This is a genomic window from Pseudomonas leptonychotis (genome assembly GCF_004920405.1).
Taxonomy (GTDB): domain Bacteria; phylum Pseudomonadota; class Gammaproteobacteria; order Pseudomonadales; family Pseudomonadaceae; genus Aquipseudomonas; species Aquipseudomonas leptonychotis.
This window is the reverse complement of record NZ_RFLV01000002.1, coordinates 238,854-258,094: the sequence shown is the minus strand read 5'-3', so window position 1 is coordinate 258,094 and position 19,241 is coordinate 238,854. Positions and strand designations below refer to the sequence as shown.

At 58.7% G+C, this 19,241-nt stretch carries 14 protein-coding genes; 9 read left to right on the top strand and 5 right to left on the bottom strand.

The genetic code is table 11. The annotated features are described in order from the left end of the window. The first annotated feature begins 96 nt into the window (after window positions 1–96). A complete protein-coding gene (locus tag D8779_RS11835; RefSeq protein WP_136664684.1) occupies window positions 97–1,440 on the top strand; it encodes an alanine/glycine:cation symporter family protein in 1,344 nt (447 codons plus the stop codon). 140 nt (window positions 1,441–1,580) lie between these two features. After that, on the top strand, window positions 1,581–2,081 hold the full coding sequence (gene tpx / locus D8779_RS11830; RefSeq protein WP_136664683.1) for a thiol peroxidase: 501 nt from the start codon (window positions 1,581–1,583) through the stop codon (window positions 2,079–2,081). A 62-nt stretch (window positions 2,082–2,143) separates the two neighbouring features. On the opposite strand, the gene D8779_RS11825 is transcribed toward tpx, so the two are convergent. After that, complete coding sequence (locus D8779_RS11825) at window positions 2,144–3,139, bottom strand: aldo/keto reductase (protein ID WP_136664682.1); 996 nt, start codon at window positions 3,137–3,139, stop codon at window positions 2,144–2,146. Between the two features lie 111 nt (window positions 3,140–3,250). Here D8779_RS11825 and D8779_RS11820 point away from each other — a divergent pair, with 111 nt between their 5' ends. The 5 genes from D8779_RS11820 (at window position 3,251) to D8779_RS11800 (ending at window position 13,466) form a co-directional block, all read left to right on the top strand. Next, window positions 3,251–4,153 (top strand): LysR family transcriptional regulator, encoded by a 903-nt coding sequence (locus D8779_RS11820; protein WP_136664681.1) that lies wholly within the window; start codon window positions 3,251–3,253, stop codon window positions 4,151–4,153. Between the two features lie 170 nt (window positions 4,154–4,323). After that, window positions 4,324–5,553, top strand: coding sequence for an MdtA/MuxA family multidrug efflux RND transporter periplasmic adaptor subunit (locus tag D8779_RS11815; RefSeq protein ID WP_136664680.1), 1,230 nt, complete (start codon window positions 4,324–4,326; stop codon window positions 5,551–5,553). Continuing rightward, window positions 5,550–8,642, top strand: a complete 3,093-nt coding sequence (locus D8779_RS11810; protein ID WP_136664679.1) for an MdtB/MuxB family multidrug efflux RND transporter permease subunit — start codon at window positions 5,550–5,552, stop codon at window positions 8,640–8,642. Before D8779_RS11815 ends, D8779_RS11810 begins: the two co-directional genes overlap by 4 nt. Window positions 8,643–8,823: 181 nt before the next feature. Then, on the top strand, window positions 8,824–11,931 hold the full coding sequence (locus tag D8779_RS11805; RefSeq protein ID WP_136664678.1) for an efflux RND transporter permease subunit: 3,108 nt from the start codon (window positions 8,824–8,826) through the stop codon (window positions 11,929–11,931). 71 nt (window positions 11,932–12,002) lie between these two features. Beyond that, a complete protein-coding gene (locus D8779_RS11800) occupies window positions 12,003–13,466 on the top strand; it encodes an efflux transporter outer membrane subunit (protein WP_167492570.1) in 1,464 nt (487 codons plus the stop codon). Between the two features lie 98 nt (window positions 13,467–13,564). On the opposite strand, the gene D8779_RS11795 is transcribed toward D8779_RS11800, so the two are convergent. The 4 genes from D8779_RS11795 to D8779_RS11780 form a co-directional block, all read right to left on the bottom strand. Beyond that, window positions 13,565–14,572 carry a TRAP transporter substrate-binding protein gene (locus tag D8779_RS11795; protein WP_136664676.1) on the bottom strand — a complete coding sequence of 336 codons (1,008 nt, stop codon included), beginning with the start codon at window positions 14,570–14,572 and terminating at the stop codon, window positions 13,565–13,567. Between the two features lie 284 nt (window positions 14,573–14,856). After that, a complete protein-coding gene (locus D8779_RS11790) occupies window positions 14,857–15,357 on the bottom strand; it encodes a disulfide bond formation protein B (RefSeq protein WP_136664675.1) in 501 nt (166 codons plus the stop codon). A gap of 62 nt (window positions 15,358–15,419) precedes the next feature. Then, window positions 15,420–15,824 (bottom strand): hypothetical protein, encoded by a 405-nt coding sequence (locus D8779_RS11785; RefSeq protein WP_136664674.1) that lies wholly within the window; start codon window positions 15,822–15,824, stop codon window positions 15,420–15,422. A gap of 25 nt (window positions 15,825–15,849) precedes the next feature. Beyond that, window positions 15,850–16,041 carry a hypothetical protein gene (locus D8779_RS11780; protein ID WP_136664673.1) on the bottom strand — a complete coding sequence of 64 codons (192 nt, stop codon included), beginning with the start codon at window positions 16,039–16,041 and terminating at the stop codon, window positions 15,850–15,852. Between the two features lie 251 nt (window positions 16,042–16,292). On the opposite strand from D8779_RS11780, the gene katG reads away from it, so the two are divergent. Both katG and D8779_RS11770 read left to right on the top strand, forming a co-directional pair. Then, window positions 16,293–18,503 (top strand): catalase/peroxidase HPI, encoded by a 2,211-nt coding sequence (gene katG, locus D8779_RS11775; protein WP_136664672.1) that lies wholly within the window; start codon window positions 16,293–16,295, stop codon window positions 18,501–18,503. A gap of 146 nt (window positions 18,504–18,649) precedes the next feature. Beyond that, entirely contained in the window at window positions 18,650–19,201 is a 552-nt protein-coding gene (locus tag D8779_RS11770; protein ID WP_136664671.1) for an ATP-dependent zinc protease family protein, read from the top strand. Window positions 19,202–19,241 lie beyond the last annotated feature (40 nt).

The window sequence follows — 19,241 nt, the reverse complement described above, 5'->3', positions numbered from 1 at the left end:
ACCCAGCGCGTTTTCTGTGTAACAGCATGCCTACCCGGCAATCGGACAAGCGAAGGGTACCCACCTCGCGTTCACTACAAGAATAAGGAAAAGAGCATGGAATTCGTCAACACCCTGGTTAATCAACTCAATGGCGTGGTCTGGGGCCCGCCCATGCTGGTGCTGATTCTCGGCACTGGTCTGTTCCTCATGCTGCGCCTGAAATTTATGCCGCTGAGCAAGATCGGTGCAGGCTTCAAGTTAATGTGGCAAGGCCGCCAGAAAGGCGAGGCCGAGAGTGGTGAAATCAGCCCGTTCCAGGCGTTGATGACCTGCCTGGCCGCCACCGTCGGTACCGGTAATATCGCCGGTGTTGCCACCGCCATCTTCCTCGGCGGCCCAGGCGCGCTGTTCTGGATGTGGTGTACCGCACTGGTCGGCATGGCCACCAAGTACTGCGAAGTGGTGCTGGCGGTGCATTACCGCGAGAAGGATGAGCGCGGCGAGCACGTTGGCGGCCCGATGTACGCAATCAAGAACGGCCTAGGCAAAAAGTGGCTGTGGCTGGGTACTGCGTTTGCCATCTTCGGCGGTTTTGCAGGTTTCGGCATTGGCAACATGGTGCAGGTCAACAGCATGGCCGCCGCCCTGCAAACCACGTTCAATGTGCCGCTGTGGGTTACCGGTGTGGTGACCATGGTCTTCGTTGGCATGGTGATCCTGGGCGGTATCAAGCGTATCGGTAAAGTTGCCGCGACCCTGGTGCCGTTTATGTGTGTGGCTTACATCATTGCTGCCGCCGTGGTGCTGGTGGTTAACGCCGCAGAAATTCCAGCCGCTTTTGAAATGATCTTCACCTATGCCTTCAGCCCAGCGGCTGCGACCGGTGGTTTTGCCGGTGCTGCGGTGATGGCGGCGATTCGCTTTGGTGTGGCGCGCGGTATTTTCTCCAACGAAGCAGGCCTGGGTACTGCCGGTATCGCTCAAGCGGCCGGCACCACCAATAGCCCGGTACGTTCGGGGATGATCGGCATGCTCGGAACCTTTATCGATACCATCATCATCTGCTCGATGACTGGTCTGGCGATCATCACCTCCGGTGTATGGACCAGCGGTGTCAGCGGTGCAGCTTTGTCGGCGGCGGCCTTTGAATCAGCCATGCCAGGCGTGGGTGGTTACATTCTGACCATCGCTCTAGTGGTGTTTGCCTTTACCACCATCCTCGGTTGGAGCTACTTCGGTGAGAAGTGCTGGGAATACATGGTCGGCACCAAGTCGATCCTGCCGTTCCGCATTCTCTGGGTGGTAGCAGTACCGTTCGGTGCAATTGCTCAGTTGGACTTCGCCTGGCTGGTGGCTGACACCCTCAACGGTTTGATGGCGATTCCGAACCTGTTGTCGCTGCTGTTGCTCAGCCCGATCGTAGTTAAATTGACCAAGGATTATTTCGCTAAAAATTGATGTGCCGTACGGGCGGGCAGGGTAGTCTGACTTTCTGGTCAGCAATGCTTGCCGCTCATCATGGGGCGCGCACTTGCCATTTGGCGGGTTCGCGCCCTTACTAGTTAACCCTCTCCACTTTCGCTGAAAGGATTTTTTCCATGGCACAAGTCACCCTTAAAGGTTCCCCGGTTGAAGTCACCGGTCAACTGCCACAGATTGGTCAACAAGCACCGGCGTTCAGCCTGGTTGCCGGTGATCTGAGCGATGTCAGCCTGGCCAGCTTGGCCGGCAAGCGTAAAGTTCTGAACATTTTCCCAAGCGTTGACACCCCGACCTGCGCCACCTCGGTACGCGCGTTCAACGCCAGTGCCAGCAAGCTGAGCAACACTGTGGTGCTGTGCATTTCCACTGATCTGCCGTTTGCTCAGGCACGTTTCTGCGGCGCCGAAGGCCTGGAAAACGTAGTGAACCTGTCGACCATGCGCGGTGCTGACTTCCTGGCTAACTACGGTGTGGCCATCGCCAGCGGCCCGCTGGTGGGTGTGGCTGCCCGCGCGGTTGTGGTACTGGATGAAAATGACAAGGTGCTGCACAGCGAGCTGGTTGGCGAAATCGCCGACGAGCCGAACTACGACGCAGCCATGGCTGTGCTCAAGTAAAAGCATAACGTTATAAAAAAGCGGCCTACCGGCCGCTTTTTTTATGGCGCAAATAACCTGGGTTACTGGGTCAGCATGGCCATTGACTCAGGTGAATAGCGTTCACCTGCCGCCGCCTGTGGAGGGAAAATCGCACTGATTGCTGCGAGTTCGTCCGGGCTCAAACTGATCTCCAATGCCGCGATGTTTTCCTCTAGATAACGCCGCTGTTTGGTACCTGGAATGGGCAGCAGATCATCACCCTGAGCCAATACCCAGGCCAGTGCCAGTTGCGACGCTTTGACACCTTTGTCGGCGGCGAGGGCTTCCACCTGTTTCACCAATTGCAGGTTGCGCGTGAAGTTTTCACCCTGGAACCGTGGGCTGAAACGCCGATAGTCGTCTGCAGCAAAATCCTCCGGGCTTTTAAACGCACCGGTGAGAAAGCCCCGACCCAAGGGGCTGTAAGGCACGAAGGCAATCCCCAAACGACGGCAGGTGGCGAGCACCTCATTCTGCTCTGGGTCTCGCGTCCAGAGTGAATACTCACTCTGCACCGCACTGATCGGGTGCACGCGATGAGCGCGCTCCAGTGTTTCTGCGGCCACTTCACTCAAACCGAGATAACGCACCTTTCCCTGTTGCACCAGCTCTGCCATGGCGCCGACGCTGTCTTCAATCGGTACGCTGGGGTCGATGCGATGTTGGTAATACAGGTCGACATAATCGGTATTCAGGCGCTCTAGGCTGCCGACAATCGCCTGCCTGATGTACTCGGGGCGGCCGCTGACACCGCGCTTTTGCGGATCAGCAGGGTCACGCAGCAAGCCAAATTTAGTTGCAATAAAAGCGTCCTGACGCTTGCCCTCCAGCGCGCACCCCAGTAACTGCTCATTACTGTGTGGGCCATACGCATCGGCTGTGTCGAAGAAGTTCAGACCCAGCTCCAGAGCCCGATGCAAGGTGGCAATCGACTCTGCCTCATCGACGTTACCCAGATAAAACTCACTCATGCCCATGCAGCCCAAACCAATGGCAGAAAGCTGAGGGCCATTGCGGCCAAGCAAACGGGTTTTCATGGAAATGTCCTCATCGGTAGATAGAGGAATCAGCTTGCAGCTTGAGTAACGCTGAATAAACCGGGTAAAAGGTCTTTCACTATTTGCATTATCTAAACAATCAGGTGATTCATGGATCGATTGTTAGCCATGCGTGTGTTTACCCGCATTGTTGAATTACAAGCTTTCGGTAAAGCCGCTGACAGCCTCGCATTGCCGCGTGCATCCGTGACGCAACTGATCAAGCAGTTAGAGGCCCACCTTGGGGCGGCGTTATTGCATCGCACGACTCGACATGTCAGTCCGACACTCGATGGCCAGGCTTACTACCAGCGTTGCGTGGCGCTGCTCGCCGAGCTGGATGAGCTTGAAGGGGCATTTGCCGAAGGCGGAACAAACCCCCATGGCAAATTGCGGGTCGATCTGCCGGCTTCACTGGCCCAGCGTGTGATCGTGCCGGCACTGGCCGATTTCGTGCAGCGCTACCCACAGATTGAACTGATGCTGGGCGCCAATGACCGCCCGGTGGACTTGATTCGCGAAGGCGTTGACTGTGTTTTACGCGCCGGTGAGGTGCATGACACCCGCCTGGCTGCGCGACCGATTGCCAACTTGCGTCAGGTCACCTGTGTCAGTGCAGACTATCTGCAGAAAAACGGCACACCCGCCAGCCTGGCTGAGCTGCAAGGGCACCAGGCGGTGAACTTTTTCTCGGCACTGACGGAGCGCTGTTTTGCCCTGGAATTCATCGTGGAGGGCGCGCTGGTCGAGATGTCGCTGCCGGCTCGTATCAGCACCAGCAGTGCTGAAGCCTATGTCGCCGCCTGTGAGGCCGGGCTGGGGATTATCCAGGTTCCCCACTACCACGTGCGCAAGCAGCTCGAGCAGGGGCGCTTGCACGAGATACTGGCTGGGTTTGCGCCGCCAGACTTACCGCTCACCGCGCTGTATCCGCCTCATCGCCAGCTTTCCCCGCGTGTACGGGTTTTTATCGACTGGCTTATTGAGCTCTTCGCCGTGACCGAAACCCGTTGATGACATGAACGCGGCATTCGAATGCGCCCGCAGATGCCACGAAGTGAATATTTTTATATGTGGATCATATATTTAGTTACGTAAGAGAAAGGTAAATAGGCGGTAAAGACGCTTTGCAGGCTGGCTGATAGTGAATATCGTTCACGCTTCCCACGTCAGTGATCGTTGCCATGCCTGATACACAGCTATCCACCCGTTCTCGTAATCTGCCGCGCCAATGGCTGATCGGCTTGCTGCTCTTCGCCGCGCTCATCATCCTGCTGTGGTGGTTCTGGCCGAGCAAACCGGATTCGGCGCAAATGGGCGGTGGCCGTTTCGGCGACATGGGGCCGGTGCCGGTGCGCGTGGCGACGGTCAACCAGGGCGACTTTCCCGTTGAGCTCAAAGCCCTGGGTACTGTGACGGCTTACAACACGGTGAATATACGGAGCCGAGTGGACGGGGAGCTGGTCAAGCTGCTGTTTAAGGATGGCCAACAGGTTAAAGCTGGTGACTTGCTCGCAGTGATTGACCCCCGCGCATATGAAATTGCCCTGCAGCAGGCTCAAGGAGCGCTGCAAGAGCGCCAGGCGCAGCTGCGCAATGCTGAACTGGACCTAAAACGTTACCGCGGGCTGTATGACGAAGACTCGATTGCCAAGCAAACCCTCGATACCCAGGAAGCCTTGGTTAACCAATACCGCGGTGGGCTCAAGAGCTTGCAGGCTGATGTAGCCACCGCGCGCTTGAACCTCGATTTCACCCAGGTGCGTGCGCCCATCAGTGGTCGTTTAGGCATTCGCCAGGCCGATGTGGGCAATTTGCTCAGCTCCGGCGATGCGCTGCCGCTGGTGGTCATCACGCAAACCTTGCCAATAGCCGTGATGTTTACCCTGCCGGAGGCCGAATTACCGGCGGTGGTGCAACAACTGCGCGGCGGAGAAACCCTCACCGTCGAGGCGTGGGACCGCAGTGAAAAACTAAAACTGGCAGAAGGCGAGCTGGAGAGCGTCGACAACCTGATCGATACAGCCACCGGCACGATCAAGCTCAAGGCGCGTTTCGCCAACGCCGAAGAGCTGCTGTTTCCCAATCAGTTCGTCAACGTGCGCCTCAGGGTGAAGACCTTGCAGGACGTCACGTTAATGCCCTCGGCAGCGCTGCAATTCGGCGCCACTGGCACCTTCGCCTATGTGGTAGACGCAGACGATAAGGTTCAACTGACGCCCATCAGCATTGGCGCCAGCGATGGCGTGGTCACGGTGGTTGAGCAGGGCCTCAAGCCGGGTGATCGCCTGGTGCAGGAAGGCACCGATCGCCTGCGTTCGGGTAATAAGGTCGAGGTGATCAGCGACAAACCCGCCGCTACTGAGACCGAGCCGACCACGGCTGAGCGCAAACGAGCGCCGCGCGCCGAATGAACGCCTCCCGCCTGTTTATCCTGCGTCCGGTCGCCACCACGCTGATCATGTTGGCGATCTTCTTGAGCGGCCTGATTGCTTACCGGCTGCTGCCGGTCTCGGCGTTGCCGGAAGTGGATTACCCGACCATCCGCGTGCTGACCTTGTATCCAGGGGCTAGCCCGGACGTGATGACCAGCGCCGTCACCGCGCCACTGGAACGTCAGTTCGGCCAGATGGCCGGACTGAAACAGATGTCCTCGACCAGCTCAGGCGGCGCCTCGGTGATTACCCTGCGCTTCAACCTTGAAGTGAAGCTGGATGTCGCCGAGCAGGAAGTGCAGGCGGCGATCAATGGCGCGAGCAATTTGTTGCCCAGTGATCTGCCGGCGCCGCCGGTCTACAACAAGGTCAACCCAGCCGACACCCCGGTACTGACCCTGGCCATCCGCTCGAACACCCTGCCTCTGCCAGAAGTGTTCGATCTGGTGGACACTCGTCTCGCGCAAAAACTGGCGCAAACCAGCGGCGTCGGTCTGGTTACTCTCGCGGGAGGCCAGCGGCCGGCGGTGCGGTTGCGGGTCAATCCTGAAGCGCTGGCTTCCTATGGTTTGAACCTCAGTGATGTACGTACGCTGATCACCGCCAGCAACGTCAACCAGCCCAAAGGCAACTTCGACGGCCCAACCCGGGTGTCGCAACTGGACGCCAACGACCAGCTGAAATCCGTCGACGAATACCGCGAGCTGATCCTCGCCTACAAGGACGGCGCCGCCCTGCGCCTGAAGGATGTTGCCAGCATCATCGACGGCGCGGAAAACCAGCGCCTGGCCGCCTGGGCCAACCGTAACGAAGCGGTACTGGTCAACGTGCAGCGTCAGCCCGGTGCCAACGTGATCGATGTGGTCGACCGTATCCAGACGCTGTTGCCCAACCTAACCCAGGGCTTGCCGGCCAGCGTCGAGGTCAGTGTGCTGACCGATCGCACCGAGACCATCCGCGCCGCAGTCAAGGGTGTGCAGCACGAACTGCTGCTGGCCATCGCCCTGGTGGTGCTGGTGACCTTCCTGTTTCTGCGCAAGGTTTCGGCGACTCTCATTCCGTCCATCGTCGTGCCGCTGTCATTGATTGGCACCTTCGGCGTGATGTACCTGGCCGGCTTCACCATCAATAACCTGACGCTGATGGCGCTGACCATTGCCACCGGCTTTGTGGTGGACGATGCCATCGTCATGCTGGAGAACATCGCGCGGCATCTGGAGGAGGGTGAAACCCCGCTGAATGCCGCGCTTAAAGGTGCTAAGCAGATCGGCTTTACCCTGGTCTCTTTGACCATCTCGCTGATCGCCGTGCTGATTCCACTGCTGTTTATGGCCGATGTGGTCGGGCGGCTGTTTCGCGAGTTCGCCATCACCCTGGCGGTAGCTATTCTGATTTCCCTGGTGGTGTCGCTAACCCTCACGCCGATGATGTGCGCGCGCCTACTCAAGGCAGAAAAACCCGAAGAAGAAGGGCGCTTCTACCGCGCGGCCGGGGCGGTGATCGACGGCATGATCGCCCGTTACGGCGTATGGCTGACCTGGGTACTTAAGCATCAGCCGCTCACGCTGTTCGTCGCCATTGGCACGATGGCGCTGACGGTGGTGTTGTACCTGGCCGTACCCAAGGGTTTCTTCCCGGTGCAGGACACCGGGGTGATTCAGGGCATTTCCGAGGCGCCGCAGTCAATTTCCTTCAAGGCCATGAGCGAACGCCAGCAGCGTTTGGCCGAGGTGGTTTTGCAGGACCCGGCCGTGGCCAGTCTGTCGTCCTATATCGGTGTCGATGGGGACAATCCGACGCTCAATAGCGGCCGCCTGCTGATCAACCTGACGCCACGGGCTGAGCGCGATGTCAGCGCCAGCCAGATCATCGAACGGCTGCGCCCCGAGTTGGCGCGGATTCCCGGCATCGAGCTGTACCTGCAGCCGGTGCAGGACTTGTCCATCGAGGATCGAGTCAGCCGCACCCAGTTTCAGTTCAGCATGGAATCGCCCGATAGCAGCCTGTTAGAAGCGTGGGTGCCCAAACTGGTCAGCGCTCTGCGCGAGCAGCCGGAGCTGCGTGACGTGGCCAGTGACCTGCAAAACCGGGGCTTACAGGTGTTTCTGCAAATCGACCGAGACCTAGCCGGCCGTCTCGGTGTGAGTGTGGCGGACATCGACAACGCGCTGTACGACGCCTTCGGTCAGCGGCAAATTTCCACCATCTACACCCAGGCCAGCCAGTACCGCGTGGTACTGGAAAGCGAGAATGCCGGCAGCATCGGCCCGGCGGCGCTGCGGCAGATTCACGTCAAGGCCGCCGATGGCCAGCAGGTCGCGCTGTCGACCCTGGCGAGGATTGAGGAGCGCGCCGCCAGCTTGCTGATCAACCATATTGGCCAATTCCCGGCGGCAACCCTGTCGTTCAACCTGGCCAGCGGTGTGTCGCTCGGTGAGGCCGTAGCGGTGATCGAGCGGGTCGAGCAGGAGATCGGCATTCCGGCTGCTGTGCAGAGCCGCTTCCAGGGAGCGGCAGAGGCTTTCCGCGCGTCCTTGTCGAGCACCTTGCTGCTGATTCTGGCGGCCATCGTCACCATGTACATCGTGCTCGGGGTGCTCTACGAGAGCTATATCCACCCGATCACCATTCTTTCCACCTTACCCTCGGCCGGTGTTGGTGCGCTGCTGGCGTTGCTGATTAGCGGCAACGAGCTAGGGCTGATTGCAATCATCGGCATCATCTTGCTGATCGGCATCGTTAAGAAGAACGCGATCATGATGATCGATTTCGCCCTCGACGCCGAACGCAATCAGGGCATGGCGCCTGAGGCGGCGATCTACCAGGCGGCGCTGCTGCGTTTTCGGCCAATTTTGATGACCACTTTGGCGGCGCTGTTTGGCGCGATTCCGCTGATGCTGGCCACCGGCTCCGGGGCCGAACTGCGTCAGCCATTGGGGTTGGTGATGGTCGGCGGGCTGTTACTCAGCCAGGTGCTGACGCTGTTCACCACACCGGTGATTTACCTGTACTTTGATCGCCTGTCGCGGCGCATCAGTGGCCGTAGCGCGGCTGGGGTGGCGGCGTGAGTACTGTGTGTAAGGGCCAACTTGCTAGCGAAGTGTTTATCGCAAGCAAAGGGCCGAATCGTAGCCCGGATGCAATCCGGGAACGGTACCAGCTGTTATACGTTTCCCCGGATTACATCCGGGCTACAAAAAAAGGTCACTCGCAGGTCTTAAGTGAACGGTCTTCTATAAGGGGGGCGGCATGAACCTCTCCGCGCCCTTTATCCGCCGGCCGGTGGCAACTTTGCTGCTGAGCCTGGCGATTCTGCTGCTCGGCGGCGTCAGCTTCGGCCTGCTACCGGTAGCACCACTGCCGCAGATGGATTTTCCCACCATCACCGTGCAGGCCAGCCTGCCCGGCGCGAGCCCGCAGATTATGGCCTCCAGTGTGGCCACGCCGCTGGAGCGCTCGCTCGGCACCATCGCCGGCATCAGCCAGATGAACAGCCGTAGCAGCCAGGGCAGCACGCGGATCATGATTCAGTTCGACTTGGATCGAGATATCAACGCCGCTGCCCGGGAAGTACAGGCGGCGATCAATGCCTCGCGCGAGCTGTTGCCCAGCGGTATGCGCAGCATGCCGACCTACGCCAAGGTCAACCCGTCGCAGGCGCCGATCATGGTGCTGTCGCTGACCAGCGAGGTGCTCGACAAAGGCCAGCTGTACGACGTGGCCTCGACCATCCTGGCGCAGAAGCTTGCCCAGGTAAGCGGCGTCGGCGAAGTACAGATTGGCGGCAGCTCCTTGCCCGCCGTGCGTGTGGCCCTGGAGCCGCGCCTGCTCGATCAGTACGGCATCGCTCTGGATGAAGTGCGCCAGAGCATCAGTGCGGCCAACGCCAAACGGCCAAAAGGCGCCGTGGAAGATGCAGAGCGGCACTGGCAGGTGCAGGCCAGCGACCAGCTGGAGAAAGCCGCCGATTATCTGCCGCTGATCATTCGCTACCAGGATGGCGCTGCGGTACGCCTGGGCGATGTAGCCACCGTCACCGATGGCGTCGAGGACCGCTACAACAGTGGTTTTTTCAATGATGAACAGGCCGTGCTGCTGGTGATCAACCGCCAGACCGGCGCCAATATCATCGAAACCATCGCCGGCATTCGCGAGCAGTTACCCGCTTTGCGCGCGGTGATTCCCGCCAGCATCGAGTTGCAAGTGGCGATGGATCGCTCGCCGGTGATCACCGCGACCCTGCATGAGGCCGAGCAGACCCTGCTGATCGCCGTGGTGCTGGTGATTCTGGTGGTGTTCGCCTTCCTCGGCCGTTGGCGTGCGGCGCTGATTCCGGCATTGGCGGTGCCAGTGTCGCTGGTCGGCACCTTTGCGGTGATGTACTTGCTGGATTTCTCCCTGAATAACCTGTCGTTGATGGCGCTAATCATCGCCACCGGCCTGGTGGTGGACGATGCCATCGTGGTGCTGGAGAACATCTCGCGGCATATCGAGGCCGGGGAGACGCCGATGGCGGCGGCCTTCAAGGGCGCGCGTGAGGTGGGCTTTACCTTACTGGCGATGAACCTCTCCTTGGTTGCGGTGTTTATCTCGATCCTGTTTATGGGCGGTATTGTCGAGCGGCTGTTTCGCGAGTTTTCCATCACCCTGGCGGTGGCCATCGTGATTTCCTTGTTGGTGTCGCTAACGCTGACGCCGATGCTCTGCGCGCGCTGGCTCAAAGCTGAAACTTCCGAACACCGCCCCAGCGCCATGCAGCGTTGGGGCGGTGCTGTGCAAACGAGGGTGTTGGCGTTTTACGCGCGGGGTTTGGACTGGGCACTCAAGCATTCCTTGCTGATGCTGTTCAGCCTGTTGGCGACCATCGCACTGAATATCTTCCTGTTTGTCAGCGTGCCGAAAACCTTTATGCCGCAGCAGGACACCGGCCAACTGATCGGTTTTATCCGTGGCGATGACGGTCTGTCGTTTCAGGTTATGCAGCCGAAAATGGAGATCTACCGCCGCGCCGTGCTGGCTGACCCGGCGGTGGACAGTGTGGCCGGCTTTATCGGCGGCAGTGGCGGGATCAACAACGCCTTTATGATCGTGCGTCTCAAGCCGGTAACTGAACGCAAGATCAGCTCGCAAGCGGTGATCAGCCGCCTGCGCGAGACCGTGCCAAAAGTCCCAGGCGGGCGGATGTTTTTGATGCCCGATCAGGATCTGCAGATCGGCGGGCGGGAAGGGCGTAGCTCGGAAAACGAATACATGCTGCTGTCCGGTGATCTGGATGCGCTGCGCAAGTGGCTGCCTCCGGTGCGCGAAGCACTGCGCGCACTGCCGGAGCTGACCGATATCGATGCGAAGGAAGTTGAGGGTACGCAGCAGATTCGTCTGGTGGTGGACCGTGATGTAGCCAAGCGCCTGGGCGTGGATATGAACATGATCACTGCGGTGCTCAACAACGCCTTCAGCCAACGGCAGATTTCCACCATTTACGACAGCCTTAACCAATACAGCGTGGTCATGGAGATCAATCCGCAGTTCGCCCAATACCCCGAGACGCTTGATCAGATTCAATTGATTACAGCAGAAGGTGCGCGCGTGCCGTTATCCAGCTTTGCGCGTTGGGAGCGCAGCCTGGAAGAGGATCGCGTTAGCCACCAGGGCCAGTTTGCCGTGGAAAATATCGGCTTTGCCCTGGCCGAAGGCGTTAGCCTCGATCAAGCCACCCAAGCCATCAACAACGCCATTGCGCGGGTCGGTTTACCGACCGAGGTGCAAGGCATGCTGGGCGGTACCGGTGGGGCGTTCCAGCAAACTCAACAGAACCAGCCGTGGATGATTCTGCTGGCATTGGTGGTGGTGTATATCGTTCTCGGCGTGCTCTATGAGAGTTATATCCACCCGCTGACCATTCTCTCCACCTTGCCCTCGGCCGGCGTCGGCGCGCTGCTTGCGCTGCAACTGATGAGCATCGAATTCAGCCTGATCTCGCTCCTCGGGCTGTTTTTGCTGATTGGCATTGTGAAAAAGAACGCCATTCTGATGATCGACCTGGCCCTGCAGTTGGAACGCCAGCAGCACCTGAGCCCGCAGGAGTCGATCCGCCAGGCCTGCCTGTTGCGTTTCCGCCCGATCATGATGACCACCCTGGCCGCCATTCTCGGCGCGCTACCGCTGATGTTCAGTAGCGCCGAAGGCGCGGAGATGCGTCAGCCATTGGGCATCACCATTGTTGGCGGGTTGGTCTTGAGCCAGCTGCTGACCCTGTACACCACCCCAGTGATCTACCTGTACTTCGACCGCCTGCGCCACCGGGTCAACCGCTGGCGTGGCGTACGCACCGACGCTGCCTTGGAAACCCCGTTATGACTCTGCTGCCAACGCCCGTAGGAGCGAGCCATGCTCGCGAGACCTTTTCTGTTGCGAAGCCATTCGCGGGGATGGCCCGCTCCTACATGGGGCTGCTTGCACTCAGCTTATTATTAGGTGGCTGCGCCATCGGCCCGGACTACCAACGCCCGCCGCTGCAAGCTCCGGCGCAGTTCAAACAGATCGAAGGCTGGACCCAGGCCAAGCCCGGCGATGCACTGGAACGCGGCAACTGGTGGCAGCTGTATGGCGACACCGAGCTGAATGCCCTGGCCGAACGTTTGAATATCTCCAACCAGAATCTCGCCGCCAGCGAGGCGCAATATCGTCAGGCCCGCGCGTTGGTGCGCGGCGCACGCGCTGCGTTCTACCCGAGCCTGTCGAGCAGCGCCGGAGCCACTCGCAGCAGCCAAGGCAGTGGTTCCAGCAGCACAACCACCAGCACGGGCGGTATCAGCAACAGCTATGACCTCAGCCTGAATGCTGCCTGGGAGCTGGATATCTGGGGCAAGTTGCGCCGCTCGCTGGAGTCCAGTCGCGCCGGTGTTGAGGCCAGCGCCGCCGACCTGGCGGCACTGAAACTCAGCCTGCAGTCGGAGTTGGTGCAGAACTACCTGCAATTGCGCGTGCTGGATGATCAGCAGCGCTTGCTCGATGCCACAGTCGCAGCCTATGCGCGCTCACTGAAACTCACAGAAAATCAATATAACGCCGGCATCGTGCCGAAATCAGATGTCAGCCAGGCGCTTACCCAACTGAAAAGCACCCAGGCTCAGGCTATCGACCTGAAATGGCAGCGCGCACAGCTCGAACATGCGATTGCCGTCTTGATCGGCGTGCCGCCCAGCGAGCTCAGCATCGCCGTGCGCGAGCAACTTCCAGTGTTGCCCGAAATCCCCGTGGCTTTGCCGTCGCAGCTGCTGGAGCGCCGCCCGGATGTCGCCGCCGCCGAGCGCCGGGTAATCGCCGCCAACGCTAATATCGGTGTGGCCGAAGCCGCGTGGTACCCGGATCTGACTATTTCCGCCAGCGGCGGCTACCGTGGCAGCAGCTTTGCTGACTGGTTCGATCTACCTAACCGCTTCTGGTCTCTTGGCCCGCAGCTGGCGCTAACCCTGTTCGATGGCGGCGCGCGTAGCGCAGAGCTGGAGCGCACTGAGGCGGCTTATGATCAGACCGTGGCGCAATACCGCCAAGCGGTGCTCGATAGCTTCCGCGAGGTGGAAGACTACCTGGTGCAACTGCGTGTGTTGCAGCAGGAGGCCGTGGTGCAGCAGGAGGCGCTGGACGCCGCTCGTGAATCCCTGCGCCTGATCGAAAATCAGTACCGCGCCGGCACTGTGGACTTCAATAGCGTGGTCAGCGTGCAGGCGACAGCACTGAGTAATGAGCGCACCAATCTCAGCCTGCTCGGCAGCCGTTTGACCGCCAGCGTACAGTTGATTGCTGCACTGGGCGGCGGTTGGCTGCAACAGGAGCTGTTAGAAAGCAATCCTGGCGCTTTGCCAGAGACACCTGCTGTAACTGCGCCTTGACGGGGTAGTGGATGTGCCACCGGGGGGCACATCTCATCAATCGCCCGTCACGACTCATCGCTACCGCTTGCACGTGAGCAGCTACACAGGCTTTGCAGTCAGTTGCGCTTGTTGCGGTTGACCGTTTGGGCCGCTTTCATCACATCAGCGCCAATCACCCCTTCAAACTGTTGCCACACCGGCTGCATCGCTTTACGCCAGGCATCACGTTCTTCGTCGTTGAGGGCAATAATCTGGGTCCCGGTGGCCGCGGCAATGCGCGCACGGTCGGATTGGTTAGCCGCTTCGGCCTGGCGGTTCACCTCAAAGGTTACTTCGTCAATGATGCCTTCCAGCTCCATGCGGATCTGATGCGGAATGGCGTACCAAAAGCGCGGATTGCTCACCAGCATGTAGTCGAGCACGCCGTGGTTGGTTTCGGTGATAAACGGTTGCACGCTGAACAGCTGCTTGCTGTAAAGATTCGACCAGGGGTTTTCAGCACCCTGCACCTTGCCGCTTTTCAGAGCCTCGAACACCTCAGCAAAAGGCAGCACCAAGGGTGTTGCGCCAAGCTGGTTGAACTGCGCCTCCAGCACCGACGAGGGTTGAATGCGGAATTTTAAACCGGCTGCATCGCCGGGTACCCGCAACGCTTTGCTTGCAGACAACTGCTTCATACCGTTGTGCCAGTATGCCAAGCCGACGATGTTGTGGTCTTCCATGGAACGCAGTAGCTGACGACCTTTGGCGCGTTTCTGAAAGCGATTAACGGCGTCTAGGTCATCAAACAGGAACGGCAAGTCGAATACTTGCAATTGTTTGGTGTATTTCTCGAACTTAGCCAGCGACGGCGCCAGCAGTTGCACATCATTGTTGGCCAAGGCTTCAAGCTCGTTGGCATCACCGTACAGCGTAGAGTTGGGGTAGACCTCAACCTTGATCTTGTCGCCCAGACGTTCTTCGGCGAGCTTCTTGAACAGCAACGCGCCTTGGCCTTTGGGGGTGCTGTCTGCAACCACGTGGGCGAATTTGATCACGATTGGCCCTTTGTCGGTTGCCGCGTGAAGCGTGGTAGACGCCAGCAGAAGGCTGCCGGCGGCGATAGCGCAGATCGACTTAAACATAACGATGTCCCTGTTTTTCTTATGTGGTTGTGGTGACGGCCTGCCAGGCGATATATCTGCTATCTAGCGGGTGCTGGCGGTCACTGCATTGCTATGAGCAATGCCAGGGCTGTATCGCAATGCTTATGCCAGAGCGGCATGTGCGCTAAAGGGCTTGAACGCTCAGCAAACTCATGTGACTTAACGCACAGCGCGCGGCGGAAAGTCGCCATCTCGACCCGAAATCAGGCGGAAATCCGCTTATTCTCAGGCGCTTTGTTAGGACAAAGCGCCTGAGTGGATGATTAACGACGCACAGCGCGCCAGGCCGTGAACAGGCAGAATGCCAACAGCAGAGTGACGCTCAGCAACGTCCAGACGGTGAATGACAGGCCAAGAATGCTGTAGTCGTTCTGCCCACAAACACCGGCACTCATAAACACGTTGGGCAGCCATTCATGCAGAGGCAGGTAGAAGGCATAGAAAGGGAAGGGCGAGCAGCTTGAACTCTCCAACACGCCAGTCTCGATCAGCACCAAATGGCTGTTGTCATACACCGCTATGCCCGCAGCAGCCAGTAACAGCGGCCACAGCACCAGGCTTAGCCAGCGCAGACCGGCCGCTTCTAGGGCCAGAATCAGCAGGCTGAGCACGCCACCGCAGAGCAACCACAGGCGAATCTGGATACACAGAGTGCAGGGCTCCCAACCGGCCAGATGCTGAAGCAGTAAAGCACCACCGAGCATGGCAAAACAGGCGAGGGCGATCAGGGCGAGCAGGATTTTGAGTGAAGGAACGCGGGACATCTGAATCTCCGAAAAAGCCTGGTGCATTGACCAAGGCAGATACTGTGCCGACAAGCGTCGGCTTAAGTTCTGACCCTGGACGAGCGATCCAGGTACAGCGCCAGCAGCGCAAGAATGATCGCCAGCGAATAGGCAAACGAGCCTAGATTGATTCCCAGAACCATTTTTTCCGAACCATCGGACAACTGCATTGAGCCGCCGTAGGCGCCGCGCAAAACATAGGCCACGAGAAAACCGCCGGTGACGAAGACGGTCATCAGGCTGCTCAGGTGCAGGTTGGCCCTAAACCACACCAGCCAGAATGAGAACGCACCTATCGCACAGTTGGTCGCCAGCTGCCAGACCTCATGCAAGCGCGCATGTGCTTGCCAGCTGGGGTTGAATACGTGGGAGTCATTGAGCTCAAAAATCGGCACCACGACGGCATAAAACACGATACCAATACTCACCAGCCATTTAGCCAACATGATTGCCCCTGTGATTGCGCCGCGCTCAACGCTTGAGCAGCGTTGAGTCCAACTGCTTGAAACACTCCACGATGCGCTCATGGCTGACATCGGCGAATGCCGTTTGCGTCAGGCTCACCAGCACGCCAGGTTTGACTCGACCGGAGCGTAGTTGACGTTGCATATACGCCAGCACTTCGGCGTCGCTGGCAGTTTCTGTTTGGCTGGATTCTTCCACGTTATGGGCGCTCACTGTTGGTGAAATAAGGCCATATAAATTCGGCTGTGTTAGCGCAGGCGTTCGCTACTTTGCCAGCGCATCTTGCTGAGCGCTGGCAAACAAACAGTATGTCTGCGGGCCGCCCGCTATCACCACAAGGTTATAGACCGCGACTACTATAAAGGTCATACCTAAATCCTATTGGCTCGTTCTCAGTCCAGCTACCAAGCTAGGTGCAACACGTTAAGTGAATTCAACTGGAGATAGTCATGTCAAATGATGCGAAATGCCCGTTCTCGGGTGCTGCCGGCAAAACGAGTATGTCGAGTGGCGCACGTAAGAACGCTGATTGGTGGCCCAACCAGCTCAATCTGAAAATTCTGCATCAGCATTCTTCCAAGTCGGACCCCATGGGGGCGAGCTTCAACTATGCCGATGAATTCAACAGCCTTGATCTGAATGCCGTTATCAAGGACCTCACTGCGTTGATGACCGACTCGCAAGACTGGTGGCCCGCCGATTGGGGCCATTACGGTGGTCTGATGATCCGCATGGCTTGGCACGCGGCAGGCACTTACCGCATCCATGATGGCCGTGGCGGTGCAAGCTCAGGCAATCAGCGCTTTGCTCCGCTGAACAGCTGGCCGGACAACGGCAACCTGGATAAAGCGCGTCGCTTGCTTTGGCCGATCAAACAAAAGTACGGCCGTAAACTGTCCTGGGCAGACCTGTTCGTGCTCACCGGTAACGTGGCGCTCGAATCCATGGGCTTCAAGACGTTCGGTTTTGCCGGTGGCCGCCCAGATATCTGGGAGTCGGAAGAAGACACCTACTGGGGCTCGGAAACAGAGTGGTTGGCCACCAGCGACAAGCCAAACAGTCGTTACTCTGGTGACCGTGATTTGGAGAACCCGCTGGCAGCCGTGCAGATGGGGTTGATCTATGTAAACCCAGAAGGGCCAGACGGTAACCCCGACCCACTTGGCTCGGGCCGTGATGTACGTGAAACCTTCGCCCGCATGGCGATGAATGATGAAGAAACCGTGGCGCTGGTAGCCGGCGGTCACACCTTCGGTAAAGCGCACGGCGCTGGCGATCCAACATTGGTTGGTGCCGAGCCAGAAGCCGGCAGCATCGAAGATCAGGGCTTTGGCTGGATCAACAAGTTCGGCAGCGGTATCGGCGTGCACACCACCACCAGCGGTATCGAAGGCGCCTGGAAGCCAAACCCCACCACCTGGGACAACGGCTATTTCGACATGCTGTTTGGCTACGAGTGGGAACTGAGCAAAAGCCCAGCCGGCGCCCATCAATGGACCCCGATCAATTGCAAGCCAGAGCATCTGATTCCCGATGCCCATGACCCGGCAATTAAGCACCCGCCGATGATGACCACCGCTGACATGTCATTACGCATGGACCCGGCTTACGAGAAAATCTCGCGCCATTACCACCAGAATCCACAGGTGTTCGCCGATGCGTTTGCACGCGCCTGGTTCAAACTGACCCACCGAGACATGGGCCCACGGGCTCGTTACCTTGGTCCGCTGGTGCCTGCTGAAGTTATGATCTGGCAAGACCCTGTCCCAGCCGTCGATCATGCACTGATCGATGCACAGGACATCGCCAGCCTCAAAGCCAAGGTACTGGCGTCGGGCCTGTCGATTGGCCAGCTGGTCAACACCGCCTGGGCCTCGGCATCCACCTACCGTGGCAGCGACAAACGCGGCGGTGCTAATGGTGCACGCATACGTCTGGCCCCTCAAAAGGATTGGGCGGTCAATCAGCCGGCTGAGCTGGCCAAGGTGCTGGCGGCACTGGAAATCATCCAGAAGGATTTCAACGCCTCAGCCAGTGGCGGCAAGCAAGTATCTTTAGCGGATCTGATTGTTCTAGCCGGTTCGGCAGCGGTGGAAGCCGCCGCGAAGAAGGGCGGTGTGAATGCAGTAGTGCCGTTCGCGCCGGGTCGCACTGATGCCACACAAGAACAGACTGATATTGAGTCTTTCGAGGCGCTAGAGCCTAACGCTGAAGGCTTCCGCAACTATGCCCGCAAAGGCTACGAAGACGTTGCCGCGCAGATACTGATCGACAAAGCGCAACTGCTGGAGCTGACATCACCTGAGCTGACCGTACTAATCGGCGGTCTACGGGCGTTGAATGCCAACGTCGGCCAAACGCCGCATGGCGTGTTCAGTAAACGTGCGGAAACCCTGAGCAATGACTTCTTCGTCAACCTGCTCGACATGAGCACTAAATGGCAGAAGTCCACTACTGACGGTGTGCTGGAAGGCCGCGACCGTAAAACAGGCGACCTGAAATGGACAGCTACCCAGGTGGATCTGGTGTTCGGGTCGAACTCCCAACTGCGCGCGCTGGCAGAGGTTTACGCCACCGATGACGCACAAGCGAAGTTTGTTCACGACTTCGTCGCTGCCTGGGGCAAAGTGATGAACCTGGATCGTTTCGATCTCAAGTGACCGGATAGAACGCTTTAACGCAACAAACCTCGCCCCGCTACGGTTACCCGTGGCGGGGCGATTTTCTGTGCACATGGCTGATTCAGGTTCAGTTCAGCCAGCCCCGTTACTGTGGCTTCACTTTCTAGCCGAAACGGAGCCTCGTTATGCCAATTTTTACCTTCGTACCCCGCAAGCAGATCACGGCTGCAGTGACACTCTGCGCCGCGCTGTTTACAACCGGTGCGATGGCAAACCAGCCACAGATTTACGGTCTGCACGAACAGGTTGCGTTACAGGAACTGGCGTTAAACCTTCCCGCAAAACTCGACACCGGTGCCGAAACCGCTTCGTTAAGCGCCAAAAATATTGAAATGTTCAAGCGCGATGGTGGTGAGTGGGTACGTTTCCAGTTAGGTATGGAAAACCCCAAACAAGCACAGGTTATCGAAAAGCCGTTGGCGCGGATGAGCTACATCAAACGCCGCGCCGATGACCGCAAACCAGGTGATAAACAGCTGTATACAGCTCGTCCAGTGGTTGCGATGGACATCTGTGTAGGCGATGAACTGAAGAACATCGAAGTTAATCTGACGGATCGCAGTGCGTTTGAATTCCCGCTGTTGATTGGCTCATCCGCGTTAAAAGAGTTCAACGCTGCAGTTAGCCCCGGGGTTCGTTATTCCGCAGGGCAACCGAGCTGCACGCAAACCAGCTGAACCAATGCGCCCAACGTCCATAAGTGTAGGCGCTGCGTGC